Annotated in this window: 15 protein-coding genes; all 15 read left to right on the top strand. The window is 43.6% G+C overall.

The genetic code is table 11. From position 1 onward, the window contains the following. Positions 1 to 657 (top strand): hypothetical protein (locus HOL16_05215; GenBank protein MBT5390091.1); only part of this gene is annotated, 657 nt, incomplete at its 5' end. A 279-nt stretch (positions 658 to 936) separates the two neighbouring features. Beyond that, positions 937 to 1,782 carry a hypothetical protein gene (locus tag HOL16_05210; protein MBT5390090.1) on the top strand — a complete coding sequence of 282 codons (846 nt, stop codon included), beginning with the start codon at positions 937 to 939 and terminating at the stop codon, positions 1,780 to 1,782. Between the two features lie 301 nt (positions 1,783 to 2,083). Next, the gene (locus tag HOL16_05205; GenBank protein ID MBT5390089.1) at positions 2,084 to 2,758 is read left to right on the top strand and encodes a VWA domain-containing protein; all 675 of its coding nucleotides are present in this window, start codon (positions 2,084 to 2,086) and stop codon (positions 2,756 to 2,758) included. A gap of 9 nt (positions 2,759 to 2,767) precedes the next feature. After that, positions 2,768 to 3,610 (top strand): protein phosphatase 2C domain-containing protein, encoded by an 843-nt coding sequence (locus tag HOL16_05200; protein MBT5390088.1) that lies wholly within the window; start codon positions 2,768 to 2,770, stop codon positions 3,608 to 3,610. An 11-nt stretch (positions 3,611 to 3,621) separates the two neighbouring features. Then, on the top strand, positions 3,622 to 5,991 hold the full coding sequence (locus HOL16_05195; GenBank protein MBT5390087.1) for a hypothetical protein: 2,370 nt from the start codon (positions 3,622 to 3,624) through the stop codon (positions 5,989 to 5,991). A 286-nt stretch (positions 5,992 to 6,277) separates the two neighbouring features. After that, positions 6,278 to 7,138, top strand: a complete 861-nt coding sequence (locus HOL16_05190; protein ID MBT5390086.1) for a hypothetical protein — start codon at positions 6,278 to 6,280, stop codon at positions 7,136 to 7,138. Then, positions 7,122 to 8,156: a hypothetical protein gene (locus HOL16_05185; protein ID MBT5390085.1), complete on the top strand. Its 1,035-nt coding sequence runs from the start codon at positions 7,122 to 7,124 to the stop codon at positions 8,154 to 8,156. The genes HOL16_05190 and HOL16_05185 overlap by 17 nt, the downstream gene beginning before the upstream one ends. Before the next feature lie 21 nt (positions 8,157 to 8,177). Next, the gene (locus HOL16_05180; GenBank protein ID MBT5390084.1) at positions 8,178 to 8,567 is read left to right on the top strand and encodes a DUF4280 domain-containing protein; all 390 of its coding nucleotides are present in this window, start codon (positions 8,178 to 8,180) and stop codon (positions 8,565 to 8,567) included. A 136-nt stretch (positions 8,568 to 8,703) separates the two neighbouring features. Next, positions 8,704 to 9,573 carry an SPOR domain-containing protein gene (locus HOL16_05175; protein MBT5390083.1) on the top strand — a complete coding sequence of 290 codons (870 nt, stop codon included), beginning with the start codon at positions 8,704 to 8,706 and terminating at the stop codon, positions 9,571 to 9,573. A gap of 6 nt (positions 9,574 to 9,579) precedes the next feature. Then, a complete protein-coding gene (locus tag HOL16_05170; protein MBT5390082.1) occupies positions 9,580 to 10,095 on the top strand; it encodes a hypothetical protein in 516 nt (171 codons plus the stop codon). 106 nt (positions 10,096 to 10,201) lie between these two features. Further along, positions 10,202 to 11,026: a helix-turn-helix transcriptional regulator gene (locus HOL16_05165; GenBank protein MBT5390081.1), complete on the top strand. Its 825-nt coding sequence runs from the start codon at positions 10,202 to 10,204 to the stop codon at positions 11,024 to 11,026. 273 nt (positions 11,027 to 11,299) lie between these two features. Then, complete coding sequence (locus HOL16_05160; protein ID MBT5390080.1) at positions 11,300 to 12,637, top strand: type VI secretion system baseplate subunit TssK; 1,338 nt, start codon at positions 11,300 to 11,302, stop codon at positions 12,635 to 12,637. Between the two features lie 38 nt (positions 12,638 to 12,675). Next, a complete protein-coding gene (locus HOL16_05155) occupies positions 12,676 to 13,452 on the top strand; it encodes a DotU family type IV/VI secretion system protein (GenBank protein MBT5390079.1) in 777 nt (258 codons plus the stop codon). A gap of 5 nt (positions 13,453 to 13,457) precedes the next feature. Next, positions 13,458 to 17,816 carry a hypothetical protein gene (locus HOL16_05150; GenBank protein MBT5390078.1) on the top strand — a complete coding sequence of 1,453 codons (4,359 nt, stop codon included), beginning with the start codon at positions 13,458 to 13,460 and terminating at the stop codon, positions 17,814 to 17,816. Positions 17,817 to 17,819: 3 nt separating this feature from the next. After that, entirely contained in the window at positions 17,820 to 18,998 is a 1,179-nt protein-coding gene (gene tssA / locus HOL16_05145; protein ID MBT5390077.1) for a type VI secretion system protein TssA, read from the top strand. Positions 18,999 to 19,214 lie beyond the last annotated feature (216 nt).

Raw genomic sequence — 19,214 nt, 5'->3', positions numbered from 1 at the left:
GCTGGCGCCATTCTTAAACCTGGTATTTCACCAGAAGCGGTGGCTCATGTCCTTAAGTCTGCTAAAACACATAAACCCCATGGACAGAAGCGTCGAGACCAATCGACGAAAGTGGCTGAGAAGGCACGTAAAGTAGACTATGATGGCTTGGTTCAGCGGAATGTAGATAGAGAAAATGCTGCCATGGCGTACCAGCTCATACAACCAGTCAACCAACTTGCGCAGATTCATGAACCACTCATAGGCACAAAAGCCTGGTTCAATCATCAAATTACACAACCAGCGGGCATAAATGGTTTCATATCAGAAGGAGGTCCGGGAGCTCTCCATCCGGCAGAAGGTAGCCTTTCTAAAGCCACTCGATACTTACGAGATGAGTGGGGACCAAATAAAGATCGCAACCATCCATCGGGCCATAATTTAGCAGTTGATGAGCATCTTAATAACAAAATACATCAAGCAAATTTAATGAATCGCCACTTGATTTGGTCGTCACAATTAATCAACCAAACTGGAACCCTTGAGCAGAAGCAACGGGTAGCCGCACTACGACAACAGCATCTAAATACCCTCGAATATCTCAAAGTTCAAGACCCTGATCTGTGGGCACAAGATCAGTACAATGGAATGATTGATGAACTTAACGCGGTTCACTGATAATTTTCAGGGCTATTTTTCTTAGTGTAGGGACAGTATAGGAACTCAAAGTTCAATAACCATGGAACTCATAGTTCAATAACCATATTGGCATACTAACGACCATATTGGTTTGCTTCCATTCTGTCGCAAGTGAACTTTATGTCGTGTATAGCTCAGATAAAACAAGTCCCACATAGCTAAAAACTAACTCCTTAATATTTATCTTCTGTCATAAATATTTATCTGTTACAATGTAGTAGTATAATAAAGAATAATTGTTTTAAGGGGAGAAGATTCATGAGGTGCAAATCTGTTTTATCCATTGCTTTGGTTGCTGGGCTCTTGTCCACAACGGCTCATTTTGCGTTGGCCAAAAATAGCGATACTGTTATTGAGAAATTAGATTCGGTGCTGTTCGTTGATCCAACTAAGGATTTTGGTGGATCAGGTACCCACAAAGACCCTGCCTCTATGGCAAAAGCTGAGGAATTGCTTGCAGATGAGGAAGACAAGTACACTGAAGCTTATATAATAGATGGAACGCAAGAAGAGCGGGATGATTTGGCTAAACACTTCTCTAAAAAGTCCGGTGGACAAGTCTTAGATAACTCCAGAGATGTTAAAGTCTATGGGACTGGTGTTGTGCTTGGGCCTAATTTTTCACCAGAAGCGGTGGCTCATGTCCTTAAATCTCCTAAAACACATAAACCCCATGGACAGAAGCGTCGAGACCAATCGCAGAAAGTGGTTAAAGCTGGACCCACTCCAATATTTCGCCATGCGGGAATGAAGACAGATCAACTCCATCAACAAGAGCTAGCTCATGGGCGGGCGACAAATGCTAAGGGGCATATTAGAGGTCTAGCTGGTGGAAACGAAAGTGACAAAGCTTTCACTCATATGCAAAATGTAATGGTAGGGCTAGCACATAACCAAAACCCGTCTCTTCCACAGGCTGCTAATCACCTCTACGGCTTACACAACCAAAACATGGCGAGGAGAAGATTTGCCGCAGCTATATCAATGACCACTCAGGCTGCAAATGTAAGAAAGGCTTTTCTAGACCAGTATGCCCTCATCGCTAACCAACGAGAAAAGGAAGATCTTGAGGATGAATTAACCTACTATGATAATTTGCCATAAGCAAAACTTGCTATCATTTTGCGATCATTTCTTAAAAGAGCCGGGGTGTGCTTTTACATCCCGTAAGGGCGTTTTCATCACCCAGACACCAAAAGCATCTGATAACAGATAGCTTTGGTCCCATAAATCTTAGTGTACATCGTGATAAGATGCCCTATAAAGTTTAATTGGGTGATATGGAAAAAACTGATATTTTCCCACATAAATAGTGCTAAATAGCGTAGCATGAGCGCTCAATGTGATTGCTTACGAGATATTGGACCGGTAAACTGTGAGGCCAATAAAGTATGAGGAACGTCGAATGAGTCTGGATCATGTTGAATTTGTTGAAAATCCCGAGAATCGCTGTCCCGTGGTGTTGATCCTGGATACTTCTGAATCCATGGAAGGGGCCCCTATGGAGGCTTTAAATGCTGGCTTGGCCACGTTTAAGTACGAGGTGGAACGGGATCCCTTGGCCTCTTTACGGGTGGAAACAGCCATTATTACCTTTGGTGGCACTGACGCCACCCTCTTACAGGGCTTTAAAACCATGGATGACTTTACCGCCCCCAAATTAACAGCCCAAGGTCATACGCCCATCGGCCATGCTCTGGATCTGGGGCTTGAAACGCTGGAGGCCCGTAAAACAGTCTATAAAGCCCAAGGAATCCCCTATTATCGTCCCTGGGTTATTCTCATCACCGATGGCGCTCCCACCGATGGAGAGCGCTGGCAGACGGCTTCCCGAAAGCTCTGCCAAGCCGAAGAAGATCAGGGCCTCAATTTCTTTATTGTGGCCGTTGAGGGAGCCGATCTGGACATATTGACCCAAATGGCCCCGGCCCATCGCCCCCCTTTGGCCCTCCAAGACCTCCAATTCAAACAACTCTTCCAATGGTTGTCTGCTTCGGTCCAACGGGTTTCCACCAGCCGCGTCGGTTCGGGCATGCTCGCCCTGCCGCCCGTCAGTGGCTGGGCCCAATCTGCAGCCTAACCGCAGATCATGTATTGGAAAGCCGGTATCGCCTCTTGCCGCGGCCATCATAACAAGAAATTGAACAGGCCTTGCCAAGACTATGGGCAAATCATGACCTCAAATGACGGCAAAGTCCTCATAGGAGTCGTCGCAGATGGCGCAGGATCCGCCTCACACTCACATATAGGTGCTCAGATAGCCGTCCGTACCTTTCTTGCTCATCTGAAAAAAGTCTCCCAAGTTAAGCTAAATCCAACGGAAACTACCGCCTGTTTCTCTGCTGGTCTGGCGAATGTCCAAAGCGCTATCCACGCTTACGCCTCGAAAACCAAGAGACCCTTGCAAGATTTTGCAACCACTTTACTTGGCGTCATGGCCACCCCATTCTCTCTCCACGCGTTCCAAATAGGAGATGGATTTATTGTTGGTCGACAAAATTCAGCGAAATACTCGATATTGTTTCCGCCTCACAAAGGTGTCCATATTAACGAGACGTGCTTTATCACTGAGGAAAACGCTCTGGAAAATATGAATACTATTTGCCTTCCCGAACCATGGGACTTTGTGGCCCTCTCAACGGATGGATTAGAGTCCGTTGCCCTACACGCGCCACAGATAGATCTGCAAAACAGTTCCTCTGAGGACTGGACAGCCTCATCTGGATTCTTTAAACCTTTAGAAGAACATGTAAGGTCCAATATTTCTCCTTATCAATTGGAAAAGGATATGAGTCGTTTTTTAAGAACCCCCCGTCTAAAAAGTCGTTCTTCCGATGACCGTACTCTTTTGATTGGCGGCCAAATAACTCAAAACAATCGCTCCTCGCCCGCAAAGCAAAGGCAGAGTGTCAACCACTCTAGCAAGGTATAGAAAGACTCTCGTTGGAAAATCTGGCTCGAAAAAATAGAACCGAAAAATTATACAGATCGACGGGCATTCCATTCTCGCTTCTACGGGAAATAGCCTCCAGCGGAGAAGGCACCATCTGGCGAACGGAAGATCCCTCACTTCTTGCCAAAATATATCACACCCCCTCCATTGAAAAAGCGCAAAAACTTAAGGAGATGCTCCAGAATCCTCCCCTGGATCCGACCGAAAAGCGGGGCCATAAATCCATCGTCTGGCCACAAGACCTGTTGCTAACAGCCCATGGCGAAGTCGTCGGATTTCTGATGCCCCGTATCCGCAAGGCCCACACCCTTAATAATATTTATAATCCCAAACGTCGCCGAAAAGTAGCGGCTGGCTTTAACTGGTATTATCTCCATACGGCGGCCCTAAATTTGGCATGGATCCTAAATGCCCTCCACGAAAAATCTTATGTGGTAGGCGATCTAAAGCCTGAGAATTTTCTCGTTACAAATCAATCACTTGTTTCAGCAATTGATACAGACTCTTTTCAATTCCCCCATGGTAATGATGTCTTTTTATGCCCGGTTGGATCAGAAGGATTCACGCCCCCTGAACTCATTGGCAAAGATCTCTCCAAATGCCAAAGATCTGAGCTCCATGATCGATTTGGACTCGCTGTTTTAATTCACTTTTTGTTGTTTGGATCCCACCCTTTTAGTGGGGTCTGGCGTGGGAAAAGCGCTCCACCACCCGTAGATCAACTTATCCAAGAGGGACATTGGCCCCATACCCCCAAAAGCCCCCTTTCTGAAGGACCTTTGAGTATTCCCCTTACAACTGTCAGCAAGCCCCTCCAAGAAGCCTTTCGCCTCGCCTTTGACACGGGACACAAAGATCCTTCCCAACGACCAAGTGCGAAAATGTGGGGAAAATTATTAGAACAATCCCTCACACAACTTAAACTTTGTGATAAAAATGCCGGTCATTTTTACGCCCACCACACCGAGACTTGCCCCTGGTGCCTACGGGAAGAAAAACTTGGCATCGATATTTTCCCCCCGCCTCCAGGTGCTCGCAACGACCCCTTCTTGATCAAGAAGCGATTTGAACGCGCCTCTTTGGATCAAGACGATCGACAAATCCTCCGTCTCTGGAATGATCATCGCCGGACAGCCAGCCTATCAAACGACTCTCCTCAATCTCTGTCATCAAAGCTAGCTCACGATCGGGTTGCCCAAGCCAAAGCCCACCATGATATTTTTGAAGAGTTTGAAAAGTGTGTCCGTTATGAACCCTACAATGATAAGAAAGTCCTTCAAATATGGGCCTCTAATCCTGCGTTCTCCACTTCAAAGTTGGCCGATGAAAAAGGAAAACGAGGCAAAACCCCACGCCAAATAGCAAAGCAAGCCCGCCATCATTTGGATTTATTGGAAAAAATGACCACGGCTCTAGCTGGCACTCCCATAGACTTTCAGGCCATCATAGCCTTATGGGACAAAGACATCCTTGAAAAGCACCCCGCCTTTCAGGAAATCCTGCCCCAACTCCATCAAACGAGAGAGCTTTCTCAGCAATACGGAACTCTTGTAAAAGGAAACTTAAAGGATATTCCGGCAAGCTGGAATGAAGACGCTTTTGGAATCCAGGCCCAAAGAGATGGGTTTGCGCCAAAGATTCAAAAAGTGTTTCAAAACCAACTGAAATTAGAATCGCCCTTTTTTCTGGCACCCAATAGCCTCCTTTGGGAAGGGGCCTATCTCAAAATACGTTGGCACTGGGGAGACTCTCCCCCTGATGGATGCCTTGTCGCCGCCCACCATGAATGCTTTCCAAAAAAAACCTCACAGTTTGAACAAGGAACCGCTAGTGATGTGGAATGGGTTCAGTTAAAACGCTCTCAATACAATGCTCTCAAAGGCGCCTTCGTTCCCTTTGGATATGTCAAAAAACGGGCCTTTGTCAGTATCTGGCCCACGAAACGCGTGTGTGGAAAGTATGTCCCTTACGGGAAACCCCTTACCCTGCACAACGCAACGGCAGTCCCCTTGGTAAAGTATACGATTACGCGCCCCAAATTATCTCGCAATAGGCTTTTCCCTCTGAAAAGAAAGAACAAATCTGGAGATCCTCTGAGAGAGTCCATTCAAGTCACTCTTAGAGCCTCCCAAGACTTAAAACTGCCGGCCATGGAACTGGTCGCCTCTTTTGGGCATCCGCCTGTTGCAAAAGACTCAGAGTCCTTGCAAATCGATGCGTTAGAGAATTTATCTCTTGAAAAGGAACGAAGTTTGACGATACAAATCCCTTATCCGGACTGGCTAACGGACGAGTACCACATTGGATTCCTGTTTAAAAAACCTAAAGACTATGAAAAGATCCATTTGAAATATGTATAAAGACCTACGTTGCCGCCTTACTGAATGCTACGCTAAAGTTGGCCCAAAAATGGACCGCCTCCTCCATCGGGTCCGCTGTCCTTTTTGCCTCTCAAAATTTTTATTAGGCTCTGCCCCTTTCCGATGTGTTTCTAAACCTTGTCCCCCGATTCCTGATTCAGTCTTAGGAAACTTCTATAATTGTGCCAATCCGCCCAAGTTAGGGAAACTGCAAACTCCCTGTTCCGGAACGGGTATTAAGAATTATTTAGACAGATTCCTCCGTTTATTCTTTCCCCGGTCGAATGTGATTTGCTCTGTCTGTTCCCAGAACACAGAACAATGGGCCTGTCCTCAGTGCCATTCCCACATTCCAAAAAATATTCAACAAACCCCATCACGCACCTTCGTTATCATTGGCGATACTAAAAAAGCCTTTGAAGAGTCTCTCATTTTTAGACTCCAGGAAGGCCTTGGACTAGATCTAGGCATTCAAATAAAAGAAACTGAAGCAGGACCATGCCCCGAGCACCCATCGCTTTATGAAATAGCCACATCGAATCCCGACCAAAAGCCGCTCTCCGTGTCTTTCCTGAAACTTTCTGAAAAGGAATTTTTGGATAAAACCAAAAGAAAGCGCTATGGAAAATTGCTTTCCAAGGCCTCTGGCATCATTTGTCTCATAGACCCAGAAGGACTTCCAGGATTCTCTGAAAACGGGAAAACAACGGCTCTTCCGGTGGAAAAATTGGCAGAAGGGATTCAAAACCTGGTAAAGGCTTCATTATTTAGAATGTCCATGCCCCCCGTGGCGTTTGCATTATCTTCCCTAGAGAAACTCGCCCCTCTATTGCCATCGACGAACTTGCTTTTGCACCCTTCTCAGTACCGAGGAGGATATAACGAAGAAGACGGTAAGAGTCTCTCAAGAGAAGTCATGGGACATATTGGAACTTGGGCCGGGCCACGTGTTCTCCGCCTATTGGAATCACTCTTCCCTAAATACAGGTTTTTCTGTTACTCTCTCAACTATGAAGGGTATTCCTTGCGTGTTGAGGATGCTTTTCTGTGGCACCTGACCAAATTGGATATCCTCCAAGTAAAATCACGGCCAGAAACCTATGATGGACCAAAACTAGTGGTTAACGAAAATGTCAGAAGCCAATAACCCACCGCTTGTCGAAAAGACTGAACAGCCCACTGAAGTAAAATCAGAACACACAGAACAGAAAACTCTCACAGATCCAGACGCCACCTCTGCAAAGACTGAGGAACACCCCCCACAATCAGAGGGCGCCTCTGCAAAACCTGAAGAAGAAACAGAGACTTCCAAAAAGACAGACTCCCCCGAAACTTCTACGAAACCTGAGGAATCAGACTCGCCTGAGGAATCAGCACAAAAGGATGCCTCTGAGACACCCTCTTCCCAAGACAATAAAGAGGCTGACGAGCAAAAGGCAGACCACAATGAGAAAACAGATGCCCCAACGAAGTCCGACGAGGCCTCTCCTGAAAAACCGAAAAGAAAAAGGCCAAATTACAGCAAAAAGCCTTTGCCTGACGGGATTCGAGAATTAAAGGATCGTCACGGACATGTTATTCAACAGCTCCCCATTAAAAATGGTAAACCCAATGGTGTTGCTGAAGTCTATCGAGAGGGCGCTTTGGTCCAGACCCTTACATACAAGGATGGCATCCTCGAGGGTGAAGTCGTTAACTATGACAAAAGTGGACTTATTGCTCAGAAGCTCCAGTATGTAGCGGGAAAACTGAACGGCCCCTGTGAATTCTATAAAAATGGTGAAATACTTGTAAAAAACATCTTCAAAGATGGCAAACAAAACGGCATCACCACCTATTTTGATGTTGGTGGAAAAGTCCGTTCTGAGGCTTTATACGAAGATGGAAAGCTAAACGGAGGCTTTAACTTTTTTGATAAACTTGGACATGTTATCCGCACGGCCCACTACAAGAACAATATGCTCAATGGAGAGACGAAGGTATTCTATCCAAATGGGGCCCTTATGGAAGTTTCAAATTATATTGATAACAAGCTGGAAGGCAAAAAAGTTCACTATTTTGAAAATGGGCTGCCTCAACAAATTTCGTACTTTAAAGATGGCAAGCTGACTGGTCCTCCAGAAAAGTTCACCCAAAAGGGAAAACCGGATAAAACGTCGCCATAGGGAGAATAGAGTGAGAATAAAATGCCACCACTTGTTGTAGAAGGGTCCATTTGTCAGTGTATCATGGGCGTCACACCTATGGCTCTCGTGGTTATGCCCATTTCCCTGACCATTGCAGATTTTTTGCCAGCCGCCAATATCGGTAACTGCATTCCCTTTGCCGAAGTGGAACCCTATTCCATGTGTATCAGCATGGCCAATCCCGAAGTGGCCTCTGCTACAGCTGCTGCCTTTGGCGTCCTGATCCCCATGCCCTGTACACCTATTACGACCTCTCCCTGGATTCCTGGCGCCATCAATGTTCTTTTGGGAGGCCTTCCGGCCCTCGTACAAGGATGTATGCTTATTTGCGACTATGCTGGCGTCATCATGATCGAAATCCCGATCGCTTTTAATGTGGAAATACTATAGGTAAGATTAGAAAAACTCATAGAACAATATTTGATAACGATACGTATAACGGCCAGGAACCTAGAAATGGATATTGTGAGCCAACCATGTATATGATACTGTAAATCAAAGATAAGAAAGATAAGTATGCGAATTTATGGATCAAGATAAACCAACGCCTCCTCCCGCTGGGTCTACTGCTGGTGAGCAGCATGCCCCGAAAAAAGAAGCACCGAAAGCTTCTTCTCAGAAAGAATCGCCCCATTGGCGAGAAAAAGTGGATCCTGTTCCTCAGTTCCTCACAAATGATAAAAAGACCCAAAAATCTTCAGACCCGCGATTGAAAACAGAATTCGCCCAGGAAGAATTTGAAGAAGAGATCGATGAGCAACAATATGTCCTTTCTCTCGGCCAGCGCCCCCTCCTAGGGTTTGCTTTCAGCTTGTGCCTTTTGGGCGTTTTATTCTTTGTAGGAGGATTTCTTACTGCCCTAAGCCTTGTTGCCTACCACGCTGCTTTTAGGACATCCGTTGAACAAACCGGCGAATGGTTTTGGTCAAAACCAGGGAATGCATCAGAGCTTATCCAGGAGTACGGCCCAAATGTTAACATTAAAGAACGCATTACGATCCATGAAAAGCAGGAAGCTCCTAGGACTAAATACCATATTAAACTTCCAGAAACGGTGCACAAACCTGTAAATATTCCAGAATCCCACAAGGACACTCCCCATAAAGCACCTGTGGCTAAAACGCCTGAGAAGGCTCACTATGCATTACAGCTCGGGGCCTTTAAACAAGAGGAATACGCCCATAAACTGGCAAGGGAGTACCGAAACAAAGGACACAGTCCTGTGATCCGGCGCGGAAAAGATCAAACCGGAAGAATCCTGTTTTATGTGACTCTGGGGACCTATAGCGCCTCCCACGAAGCAAAAAAAGCTGCTCAAGAAGTTTCTAAGAAAATGGGAACACAAAATATTCCAATTGTTATCTTAAACCCAGAACAACTTGATGATCCTAATTAAGACAATATGAATCTATTTCAAAGCTTACCCAAAAAGACGCTCTTCCTTCGACTCTCTGCCTTAAGCTTGTGCTTAGGGCTACTGGTTGCTTGCGGAGGGGCCCCGAAACCTAAGCCGGAAGTTTTTCTTAAGGTAGTTAACATTAAGGTAGACACCAACGCCAATCAAAATTCTGCGGTGGCTATGGACTTAGTCATTATCTACAATAAGGATTTAATTGGACATATTTTGGCTCTTTCCGCATCGAAGTATTTCAAACAAAAAGAACAACTGATGAGAGATTATCCAGGAGAACTCCACGCCCAAGAGTGGGAAATTATTCCTGGACAACTTGTTCCACGCACTCTTATTCATATGAAGCCTCTTCCCATGGGAGCTATTTTCTTTGCTAACTATGGAACGCCCGGGGATCACCGCATTCGACTGGGAAAAGAAAAAAGTGTTCTCATAACGTTGGCTAGAGACAACTTTTCACTGGAAGAAGTTGCACTCCATCCTTCTCAAAACGGTTCTGACGATTAAAAAACCATTTCTAACTTAGATACTTGCATTTTAATTTCAGTAACATATGATGTTTTCCCAAATGTAACAAAAATCTTTTAAGCTTGTTATTCCGGGGGATATGGGAGTGAGCTTCGATAATAAACCTGCATTTGACTACAATCTTGCGCAAGTTCCCGTATTAACTGAACTTTGTCGCCCTCTTTTTGAAACGTTTGGCCTCACGGCTTTTGCGCATATCAAAATTACAAACGATGGGCATATGCTGCGCCTTGCAACTAATGATGCCTGGGAACGTGTGTTCTATGAAAAAAGATTTTATAACGAACACGACATGTTCCAACATTTGAGAGACAATCTTAAGTTAAATGAATCTAAAACCATTATCGCCATGGGAGATCCTAAAGGAGCTCACTGCAATGCCTTATTTGATCATGATATATGGAATACGTTCAGTATATATAAGCGGCACAAACATTTCATTGAAGGATATGCTTTTGGAACCACGCGAAATAAAACGGAAATTTTAGATCTCTACCTAAATCAAAGTAAGTATCTAAAGATGTTTGCGGTCTATTTCCAAGACAAGGCAAAGGATATTTTAGAACCCAATAATGTGAATAAAATGATCCATTTAGATACAAGTAATTCCGCCTATTTTTCCAATGTTAATGCGGAAAAATTAAAACAATTCGAAGCCTTAACAAATACAAAAAAAATTATTGTAACCGGCAAAAAAGGCTTCACTTCCTTAACACGCAGAGAAACTGAATGCTTAGAAAGTATCTCCAATGGCTTATCGACAAAAGAAATTGCAAATCATTTAGGACTTTCAACAAGAACGATTGAATATTACGTAAATAATATTAAAACAAAAACTCAATACAAGAACAAATCAGACTTAATTTCTATATTTAAGAATAGCATGTACTATGAATCAACATGTTCTTGATACTCATTTTCTGAAAATACCATTCGTTGATAAAAAATGAAAATTACGTAGGGCTAACAGAATTCCCGCGTAAAACCTTAGAAAAAACCCACGCAACCTTTATAAATATAACTTATTGATTTTTAAGGTTTTTTTTTAGATTTCCTGTTTTGGGAGGCTTTTGCCTGTGAAAATCCATAAAGTTTCTTTAGGAAACATGTCGTTAGCCCCTTCTCAGTGGCAGTGCTTTCGTGTAGCATTTAGGTGTATATAAATAAAAAGTGAGGAGAGCGTATGGGGGGGGCAACTATCAACCCAGTTCAATGGGCCGAGGGAGCTCTATTAACGCCTCAACATTTTCAGCATCTGACACGGTGTTGGAGGTTAGAGAGTAGCTATTATCTCAATTATATGTCTCCCTTTTATTGGGGCGTCACAGGATTTAAGTACGATGAAGCGCTTCTTGTAAGCGGAAAATTCCGTATACTTGAAATTGATGCTATTCTACCAGACGGCCTCGTAATTTCTTCAACAGGAACTTCTGAAACTGCTCTCGAGTTAGACCTTAAGGCTATCTCTGACCAAATGGTTGAAAAACCTCTCACCATATATTTAGCTGTGCCTGCTTATCGTCCCAATGAAGCAAATGTTTCAGGCGATTTTCCACGCTATCATTCCGTTGAAGGAAAGCCCTCCATAAATGACGAGACGGGGGAAGGAGCTGTTTCTATACCAGAGTTAAAACCAATTTTGTCTCTTGTTCCCTCCAATGAAGCACTGCCTCCAAGGTATGTTTCTATCCCACTGGTACAAGCACAATACAAGGATGATGCCTTTACTCTGACGCCATTTATTGCACCACGCCTCTACCTAGAACAAGAGTCTACTCTTGGGCAAATCATATCGCCCATTCTGAAACAACTGCGCGAAAAAGCGGCTTTCCTTTCGGAAAAAGTCTCTTCACTTCAGATTGTGGAAGAAGCAGCTGTCATCCAAGAGTTTAATTCTATTCTGACAACGATTACACGTGCGGTGCCCCCCTTAGAAGCACTACTCCTTACCAATAAAACACATCCTTACGTTCTCTACGTAGCTTTGTGTCAACTGGCAGGTGAATTGGGCACCCTTAGAAAGGGGCAAGTGCCTCCTATCTTTGCCGCCTATAATCACAATGACCTCCACTTCACATTCAACCAGGTGATCACTTTCATCGATCGCATGATTGCTCTTATTCAAGAGAATTACACTGTCATTCCTTTCGCCCTTGAAAAGGATCAGTTCAACTTACAGTTGCAGCCTGACTGGGTAAGTGAAGACTACTTCATCATTGGCATTCGTCAATCTCTAGACATGGTGACAAAAGATGTAGTGGATTGGCTGAATGAGGCTGTTATTGCTTCAGAGACTTACGTAAAATCTGTTAGAGACAAGCGCATCCTTGGAACAGAAAGAAGTCTTATTGAAGCAGATGAAGAGATGCAACTTGTAGCTCCCAAAGGAGTCGTTCTGGTTAAAGTAAAGAAGGACAGCGCCTTCATCAATCCAGATGAAAAATTATTTGTTTTTAATCTTTCAGATACAGAGGAAAATCGTCCTTCTGAGATTGTGTTGTATGTTCAGAAAAAGAGCTAAAGTGGTTTCCACCCTAGGAATACAAAAAGATTTTGAATATGTTTACGAGTGAGGAAGTAAAGTCATTTATTTTAGAAGATTTTAAGCAATTTTACGCTGAAGTCGTAAAGATGAAGAGCTGGGCCATTAATAATACCCTTCCTCTTGCAATAAGGAAAAAATATGAAGGAGAAGAGGACGAGAAAGCTCTTATTCTCGCCATCTCTCAACGCCTCGTTAGCTACTTAGAAAATCAAGCTCTCATGACTTCTCGACAAGGCGGAGATTTTGCATCAGCATATTATGAAGAAGCGCAGTATGTGATGGCTGCTCTAGCAGACGAAGTTTTTCTCAATACCAACTGGAGCGGCAAGGACTCTTGGGACGACTACTTAGTAGAATCTAAACTTTTTAGCTCCCACGTAGCGGGAGATCAGTTTTTTGACAAACTCGATGAATTTCTTGATTTACGAGATCCTGCAAATGTAGACATTGCAACCGTTTATTATTTTTCACTCGCCCTAGGATTCCAGGGGAAATATCGCGGCCTCGATGCTAAAAAGACCTTGGATGATTATAAGCAAAGGCTGTTCCTCTTCATTACACGCAGAAGGCCTCAACTCTTTGCAGGAAAGCGACGTCTTTTTCCTGAGGCCTATTCTCATACTTTGGATGAAAGCATCCCTAAAAAACTGCCCAATCCTCGATTCTGGATGATTCTTTTGGGTATGCTCGTAATGGTACTTACTGTTGCCTCTTACGTTATTTGGAGAGTCGCAATTAGTGGGCTATTTGCAATCGCAGATAAAATAATATCTGCGGCTGGGAAGGTGTAATCCAAATGTTCAATTTTGTTCAATCCCTTCAAGACTATCTTGTAAACTTTGCACCCTTTTTGTCATCGGCAACGCTTTTTGTCATTTTAATGTCCTTAGGGCTTTTGGCAGCAACGATTATTTTCTTTCGGGCCGGCCTTAAACTTGTCCGCAAAAGACGGCTTCGGAAAAAAGCAAAGGTTATCCCTCTAAAAAAACCAGAGACTCCAGCTGAAGCTCAAAAAGATGACTCAAAGAAATCAGTATTGCAACGCAAGAAAGATCGCTGGGCAGAATTCCTAGCCTTCTTTGGCTACGCCCCAATAGGTCCCATGGCCAGAACCTTCTTGAAGGCCGTACAGCTTATGAATGAGTATATTGGAGGATCCAACGCCCGGTACAAGGTGCCATGGTTTGTCCTCTTGGGAAGCGAAAATTCGGGTAAATCTACATTTATCGAAAACACCAGAATGGCCCAGCCCTTAGGAGAGCCAATTCTTGCCCCTACCAATGAAAACCCTGGATGCAATTGGTGGTTCTTCCAGCACGGCACAGTCATTGATTTAGAGGGAAATATCCTCATAAAAGAGAAGTCAGTAGATTCCAACACAAAACTTTGGAAACGCTTTTTGACGCTTCTGTCGCACTTTAGAGTTCGACGCCCTCTCGACGGTGTCATTCTCACGATTCCATGTGATGAACTCGTTGGATCTACTCGAGCCTCTCGTGAGACCCTCATTGAACGCGCGCAATATGTCTATGAAAAACTTGCCATGATTGAAAAGCGCCTCAGTCTCAATGTCCCCGTCTATGTCGTTATTACAAAATGCGATAAATTGTATGGATTCAAATCATTTACAAAATCCTTGCCCGAAGAACTTAGAAACGAAATGTTTGGTTGGTCTTCTACCTATCCACTTGATCATGCTTATTCTCCGAGGTGGATGGATGATATTTACAGCTATTTGGATGACTCTCTTGCAACTGACCAACTGGAAGTTTTTTCCGAAAATATTGAATCAGACTTGAGAGATGGCCTTACTCTTTTCCCAGATGAAGTTAAAACACTCCGGCCAGCCCTAGAAATTTATTTTGATACGCTTTTTAGAAAGGTTGGATATCATGATGCCTTCTTCTTTAGAGGAATATACTTTTGCGGGGATATCTCTGATCGTGATGATTCGACTTCAACACCATCAGATCCAACGGCCTTAGCCGAAGCTTCATCTGAATCTAAAAATCAAACAGCTGATACCGGCACGCAGACCGAAGCAACTGCTCCGCCAAAAACTGCTGCACTGAATGCCCCATCGCAAACTATTGCATCCTATGATCTCGTCGGTCCTAGGATTATCACCTATGTAAAAGATCTCATTCAAAATAAGATCTTTCCTGAATATTCATTAGCACGACCCGGAGTGAAACGGCTTATTGCGTCAAGTCGATCCATAAATGTAATTCGCACGACTATGCTCGCTCTTACAGTTGTCTGCGGTTTGGGAATGTGGAACGCATACAATTTCATTTCGTCTAGTAAAAACCAAGTTGAGCCCATTCTAAGGCAAATAGTTTTCTCACTCGACATTATGTCTCAGGCAAGCCTTAAACAAAAATCGGCTCTCTTCAGCACGCAGTTCTTTGCGCAACAAACAAAGACTCTATTGTCCTTCATGACAAATTTACAGCAAACGAGTTTTGCGTCTATCTTCATCCCGGCTTCATGGTTTAGCTCTTTGTCACAAGATATAAGGGATTCCATTACGATTGCTTTTGATGACATTATTCTCAGATCTTTGTTCCTTGAATTGAATCGCAAAGCCGAACAGATTACGAAAGAGCCTCTCCCCTATACAGGTGCAGGTGTTAAGTTTGTTACCTATGACGCGCCCCTAAATACTCCGGAGTACTTAATTCTTCAAGGATATGTCGAATCCATCACTCAGCTTGAAACAAATGTCAAAAAGTATGAGAGTATCGGAAAGGGAGCTACGATGGATGACCTGGCCTCTCTTATAAAATTCGCTTTTGCTTATAAACTTCCGAAAAATTTTTATCAGAACTCAACCCTTTATGAAAAGGCCTTGGATAAAGCAAAAAAGAAAGACATAGACTTCTCACAATATGGCCTCTCTGCGCAAAACAGGATGCGACTCCTTTATTTCGAGTTCCTTAAAACTATATTTGGAGAAAATGCCAGTTATAAGCAACTGGTCAGACTCGTTGCGGAACTAAGTGTACAAGGTGGTGATGCTGTAACGAGTGATGATCTAAAGAACATCATGCAACAGATTAATATTTCAGTAGCGCTCATGAGTGACTCCTCACTCAACTGGATTGGAAAGAGAGCATTTGATCCAGGTGATCCTTATGATGTTATGATGCTAAATGTCGCCTCATCAAAGCTGCTGGGGAATAATCTTGCCAATCAGTTGTCAAGCCAAGCTCAGAAAGGTTTTGATAGACTAAAGTCAATATTAGCAAATTATTCTACAGATACTACTGGGAATATTTTTCAGGTCCAAAAGGGTGATCTCGTTGCTTCTCCGTCAAAAGGACTTGTGCAGTTGCAAAGCGACCTAAGTCAGTTCATGAAAGAGGCCTTTATGAAGCCTGTTCTGACAGAATCCAAAATGCAAATAGAAATTCCCCCTGGAAAACTCTTATTTTGGAATGACAAGCTTCTAAAAAAGGCCGTTCAAACGGTTACAACATTCGAAAGTTTTACAATTGATCAACTTCCTACATACCCTTCTGATCTACAAGAAGTTCTCCGACTTCTGGGACTTCAAGAAACCAGAAAGAGTGTGGAAAATATAATTGCAAATTCCCAATCTTTTATTGATGCACCAGCTTCATTTTCAGGGAGTGCCCTCGAAGATTCCATGCGCACCCAAACCTTCAATGCGAAAAAAGTTCTATCTACCTTTACTGAGTTACTCGGTCTCTTACGCAAGCAAGACATTCCTCTTACTTATATTAAGGTCAGAGATCTGGTCACCGTACAAATGTATTCTCTTTTGGATACCATTGACCAATTCCTGGACTCTGAGGCACTGTATACACCCGAATTGGGGGACTTTAGTTGGTGGGATGGGCAGTCCAATATGTCTTATCAAGCCTATGACGTAAGAGATAAAGCTGGCTTAAAAAGTTATCTAGAAGTCCAACGAGAGCGAGCCAGTTTCTTGGCAACCAGCTACGCGGGAGAACTTGTTAGCTTCCTTGATTCTGGTGAATTTAAGCTTGCTCCTATAGATTTGCCTCTCCTTACACGCTGGGAACAAATCATCCAGCAAGTAAACGACTACAAGAGGAAAAAACCTGGAAACTCCATTCTTGTTTTAGAAAATTTCATTCTATACGAGATGAATTCTCTGACAGAAGACAATTGCCTCCAAAGCCTCAATGAAGCCGTGCAAGAGGATACCCTTGGTGACTTTTTCCTCCAGCAAAAAAACCAACTTCAAATAAATATCTTGAGAAAGTGTAAGGAACTAACAGGAGCTTCATCAACCAAGGCCTACCAGTCCTTAGAAGGATTTTTTAATGATAACCTGGCTGGTCGATTCCCCTTTGTCGGAACCCAAGCGTACAAGAGTTCTGGCAATGCAGAGCCAGAAAACATCCGACAGTTCTTTAGAATGTATGACGCACTCGGTAAAAAAGCCCTCTCATATCTTGAAAAAAATCAGCATTTGGGTGCCGAAGCTAGTCGAGCCATTCAATTCCTCCGAGCCATGGAGGCGGTCAACAAGTTCTTCTCTCCTTTCTTAGAGGACAATAAACCTGGAAGCATGCCTGCATATAAGTTTGATGTAGAATTTCGGATAAATAGACAACGAGAAGTTGGAGCAAGTCAAATTTTAGACTGGGTACTAAATGTAGGGACTGATGTCATCGATAATAGATCAAAGGATAAAACTGGAACTTGGCGTTTCGGTTCTGCTTTGTCTCTTTCTTTGAAGTGGCCAAGTAGAGGTCCTTCCTCACCGGTAGCGGATCAAAAACAACCTCATCTATCTATTGAAGGCTCTGAAGCTGTTTTCAATTATGATGGTGACTGGGCATTCTTAAGATTGCTCATGGCCCAAGAAGCACCTGCATCAGAACTTCAAAACTATAGAGACCGGGATCCTCAAACGCTTATGTTTGTGATTCCCACCATCTCAACTTTTGAACCGAACCGGCCATCCGTACTGGATACTAGAGTCTTTGTACGAATTACGCCTCATGCTTCTAAAAAGGAAGGAGGAGAAAGACTTCAAGTCCCATTCTTCCCGCCAGCAGCCCCCGTGCTTGGCCCTGGACAAAGGTCAGATCGCAGACAAGCCCAAAGGTCAGATCACAGACAAGCCCAAAGACCCGATAGAAGACATAGGCGGTAAAAAATGCCTACATCACCTTCTGATACCACTCAAACGGACGTTGATTCTTTTTTGAATCCTATTGCAAGCCATAATCCTTCTGGTGATTCTCTGAGATATGAGGGTACATATGATCGGATTCGTGAAGCAAGACGTGCCGATGCCGAAGAACTTCCACAAGGCATTTGGGAAGCCCCCACAAAAAAAGCTGACTTTAAACTGGTTGAAGAATTATGCCGCGAAGCACTTGAAAAACAGTCTAAGGATTTCCAGATAGCGGCTTGGCTTACAGAAGCTTGGCTCGTTTTGGAAGGACTCAAAGGGCTGAAAAGAGGCATTTCACTACTCTATACCCTTGCGCAAAATTTTTGGGACGATGCTCATCCAAAATTAGCCAATAATGATGCAGAGTTAAGAGTTGCTCCCTTCGAGTGGTTAAATGAAAAATTGCCTTTGTGCATCAATAGTGCCGTTTATATCTCGGCCCCAAAGGAAGGACATCACCCTGGCTTTTGTTTTTACGAGTGGACACAAGCGAATCTGTACGAACAGCAAATACAGAAATCAGAAGATTCTAGCTTTAAGGCTACCTTAGAAGCAGAGGGAAAGCCCATATTATCTGCTCTAAGCGATAGCATATCAAAAACAGTCCCAGGATTTTACAAAAGCCTGCTGAGCGATGTCTCTGAGAATCTTAAAATAATTTCTGAATTGGAGGCATTTCTAACGGAAAAATGCGCCCCCCAAGAAATTTCTCTATTCCAAATTCGCAAGACTCTCATGGCAATTCAAAAGTCTGCGACCCAGTTTCTCACGGAGAAAAATGCAGAACTCGAGCCAGTAGAAACGACAGAATCAACCGAGGCTGCTGCTAATACCATTTCCTTAGAAGAATTATCAGAAGTAGAAGACGCATCAAATATTGAACAGAAGCCCCCTCAAGCTCCAACTACTGTTGCAAAAGCGATAACGGCTGAATCAACTGCCGAAGCTCGTCAAGAAATATACGATACTCTAAGTCGCTTGGCTGAACATCTTTTACGACTTGAACCCCATAGCCCAGCACCCTACCTCATCAAACGTGCCGTGACCTGGGGAAATATGAGCCTGGAAGAAGTTCTAGGAGAAGTTGTACAAAGCGGTGGAGACTTGAACCAACTCATGGCCCTCCTAGGCATTGGGTCAGAAAAATCTGAGAGCTAACCTTAGGATTCTGTGGACGAGTTTTGATAACAAGTCAAATAACTAACAAACTATGATCTGAGAAAATCTAGCATTCACATGCAATAAAATTTAGCATGGGAGCAAATTGCAAAATTATGAAAGTGCGGAAGTTTCACGGAGGATGCAAGGATAAGAATGATATTTTTTTGCACTGATCAATCCATAAGGCACAATTTTAACTGTTTTTCTGGTCTT

The sequence above is a fragment of the Alphaproteobacteria bacterium genome, assembly GCA_018662925.1.
Lineage (GTDB): Bacteria > Pseudomonadota > Alphaproteobacteria > 16-39-46 > JABJFC01 > JABJFC01.
The sequence above is the reverse complement of the archived record's forward strand: the minus strand, read 5'-3'. Positions and strand labels throughout refer to the sequence as shown.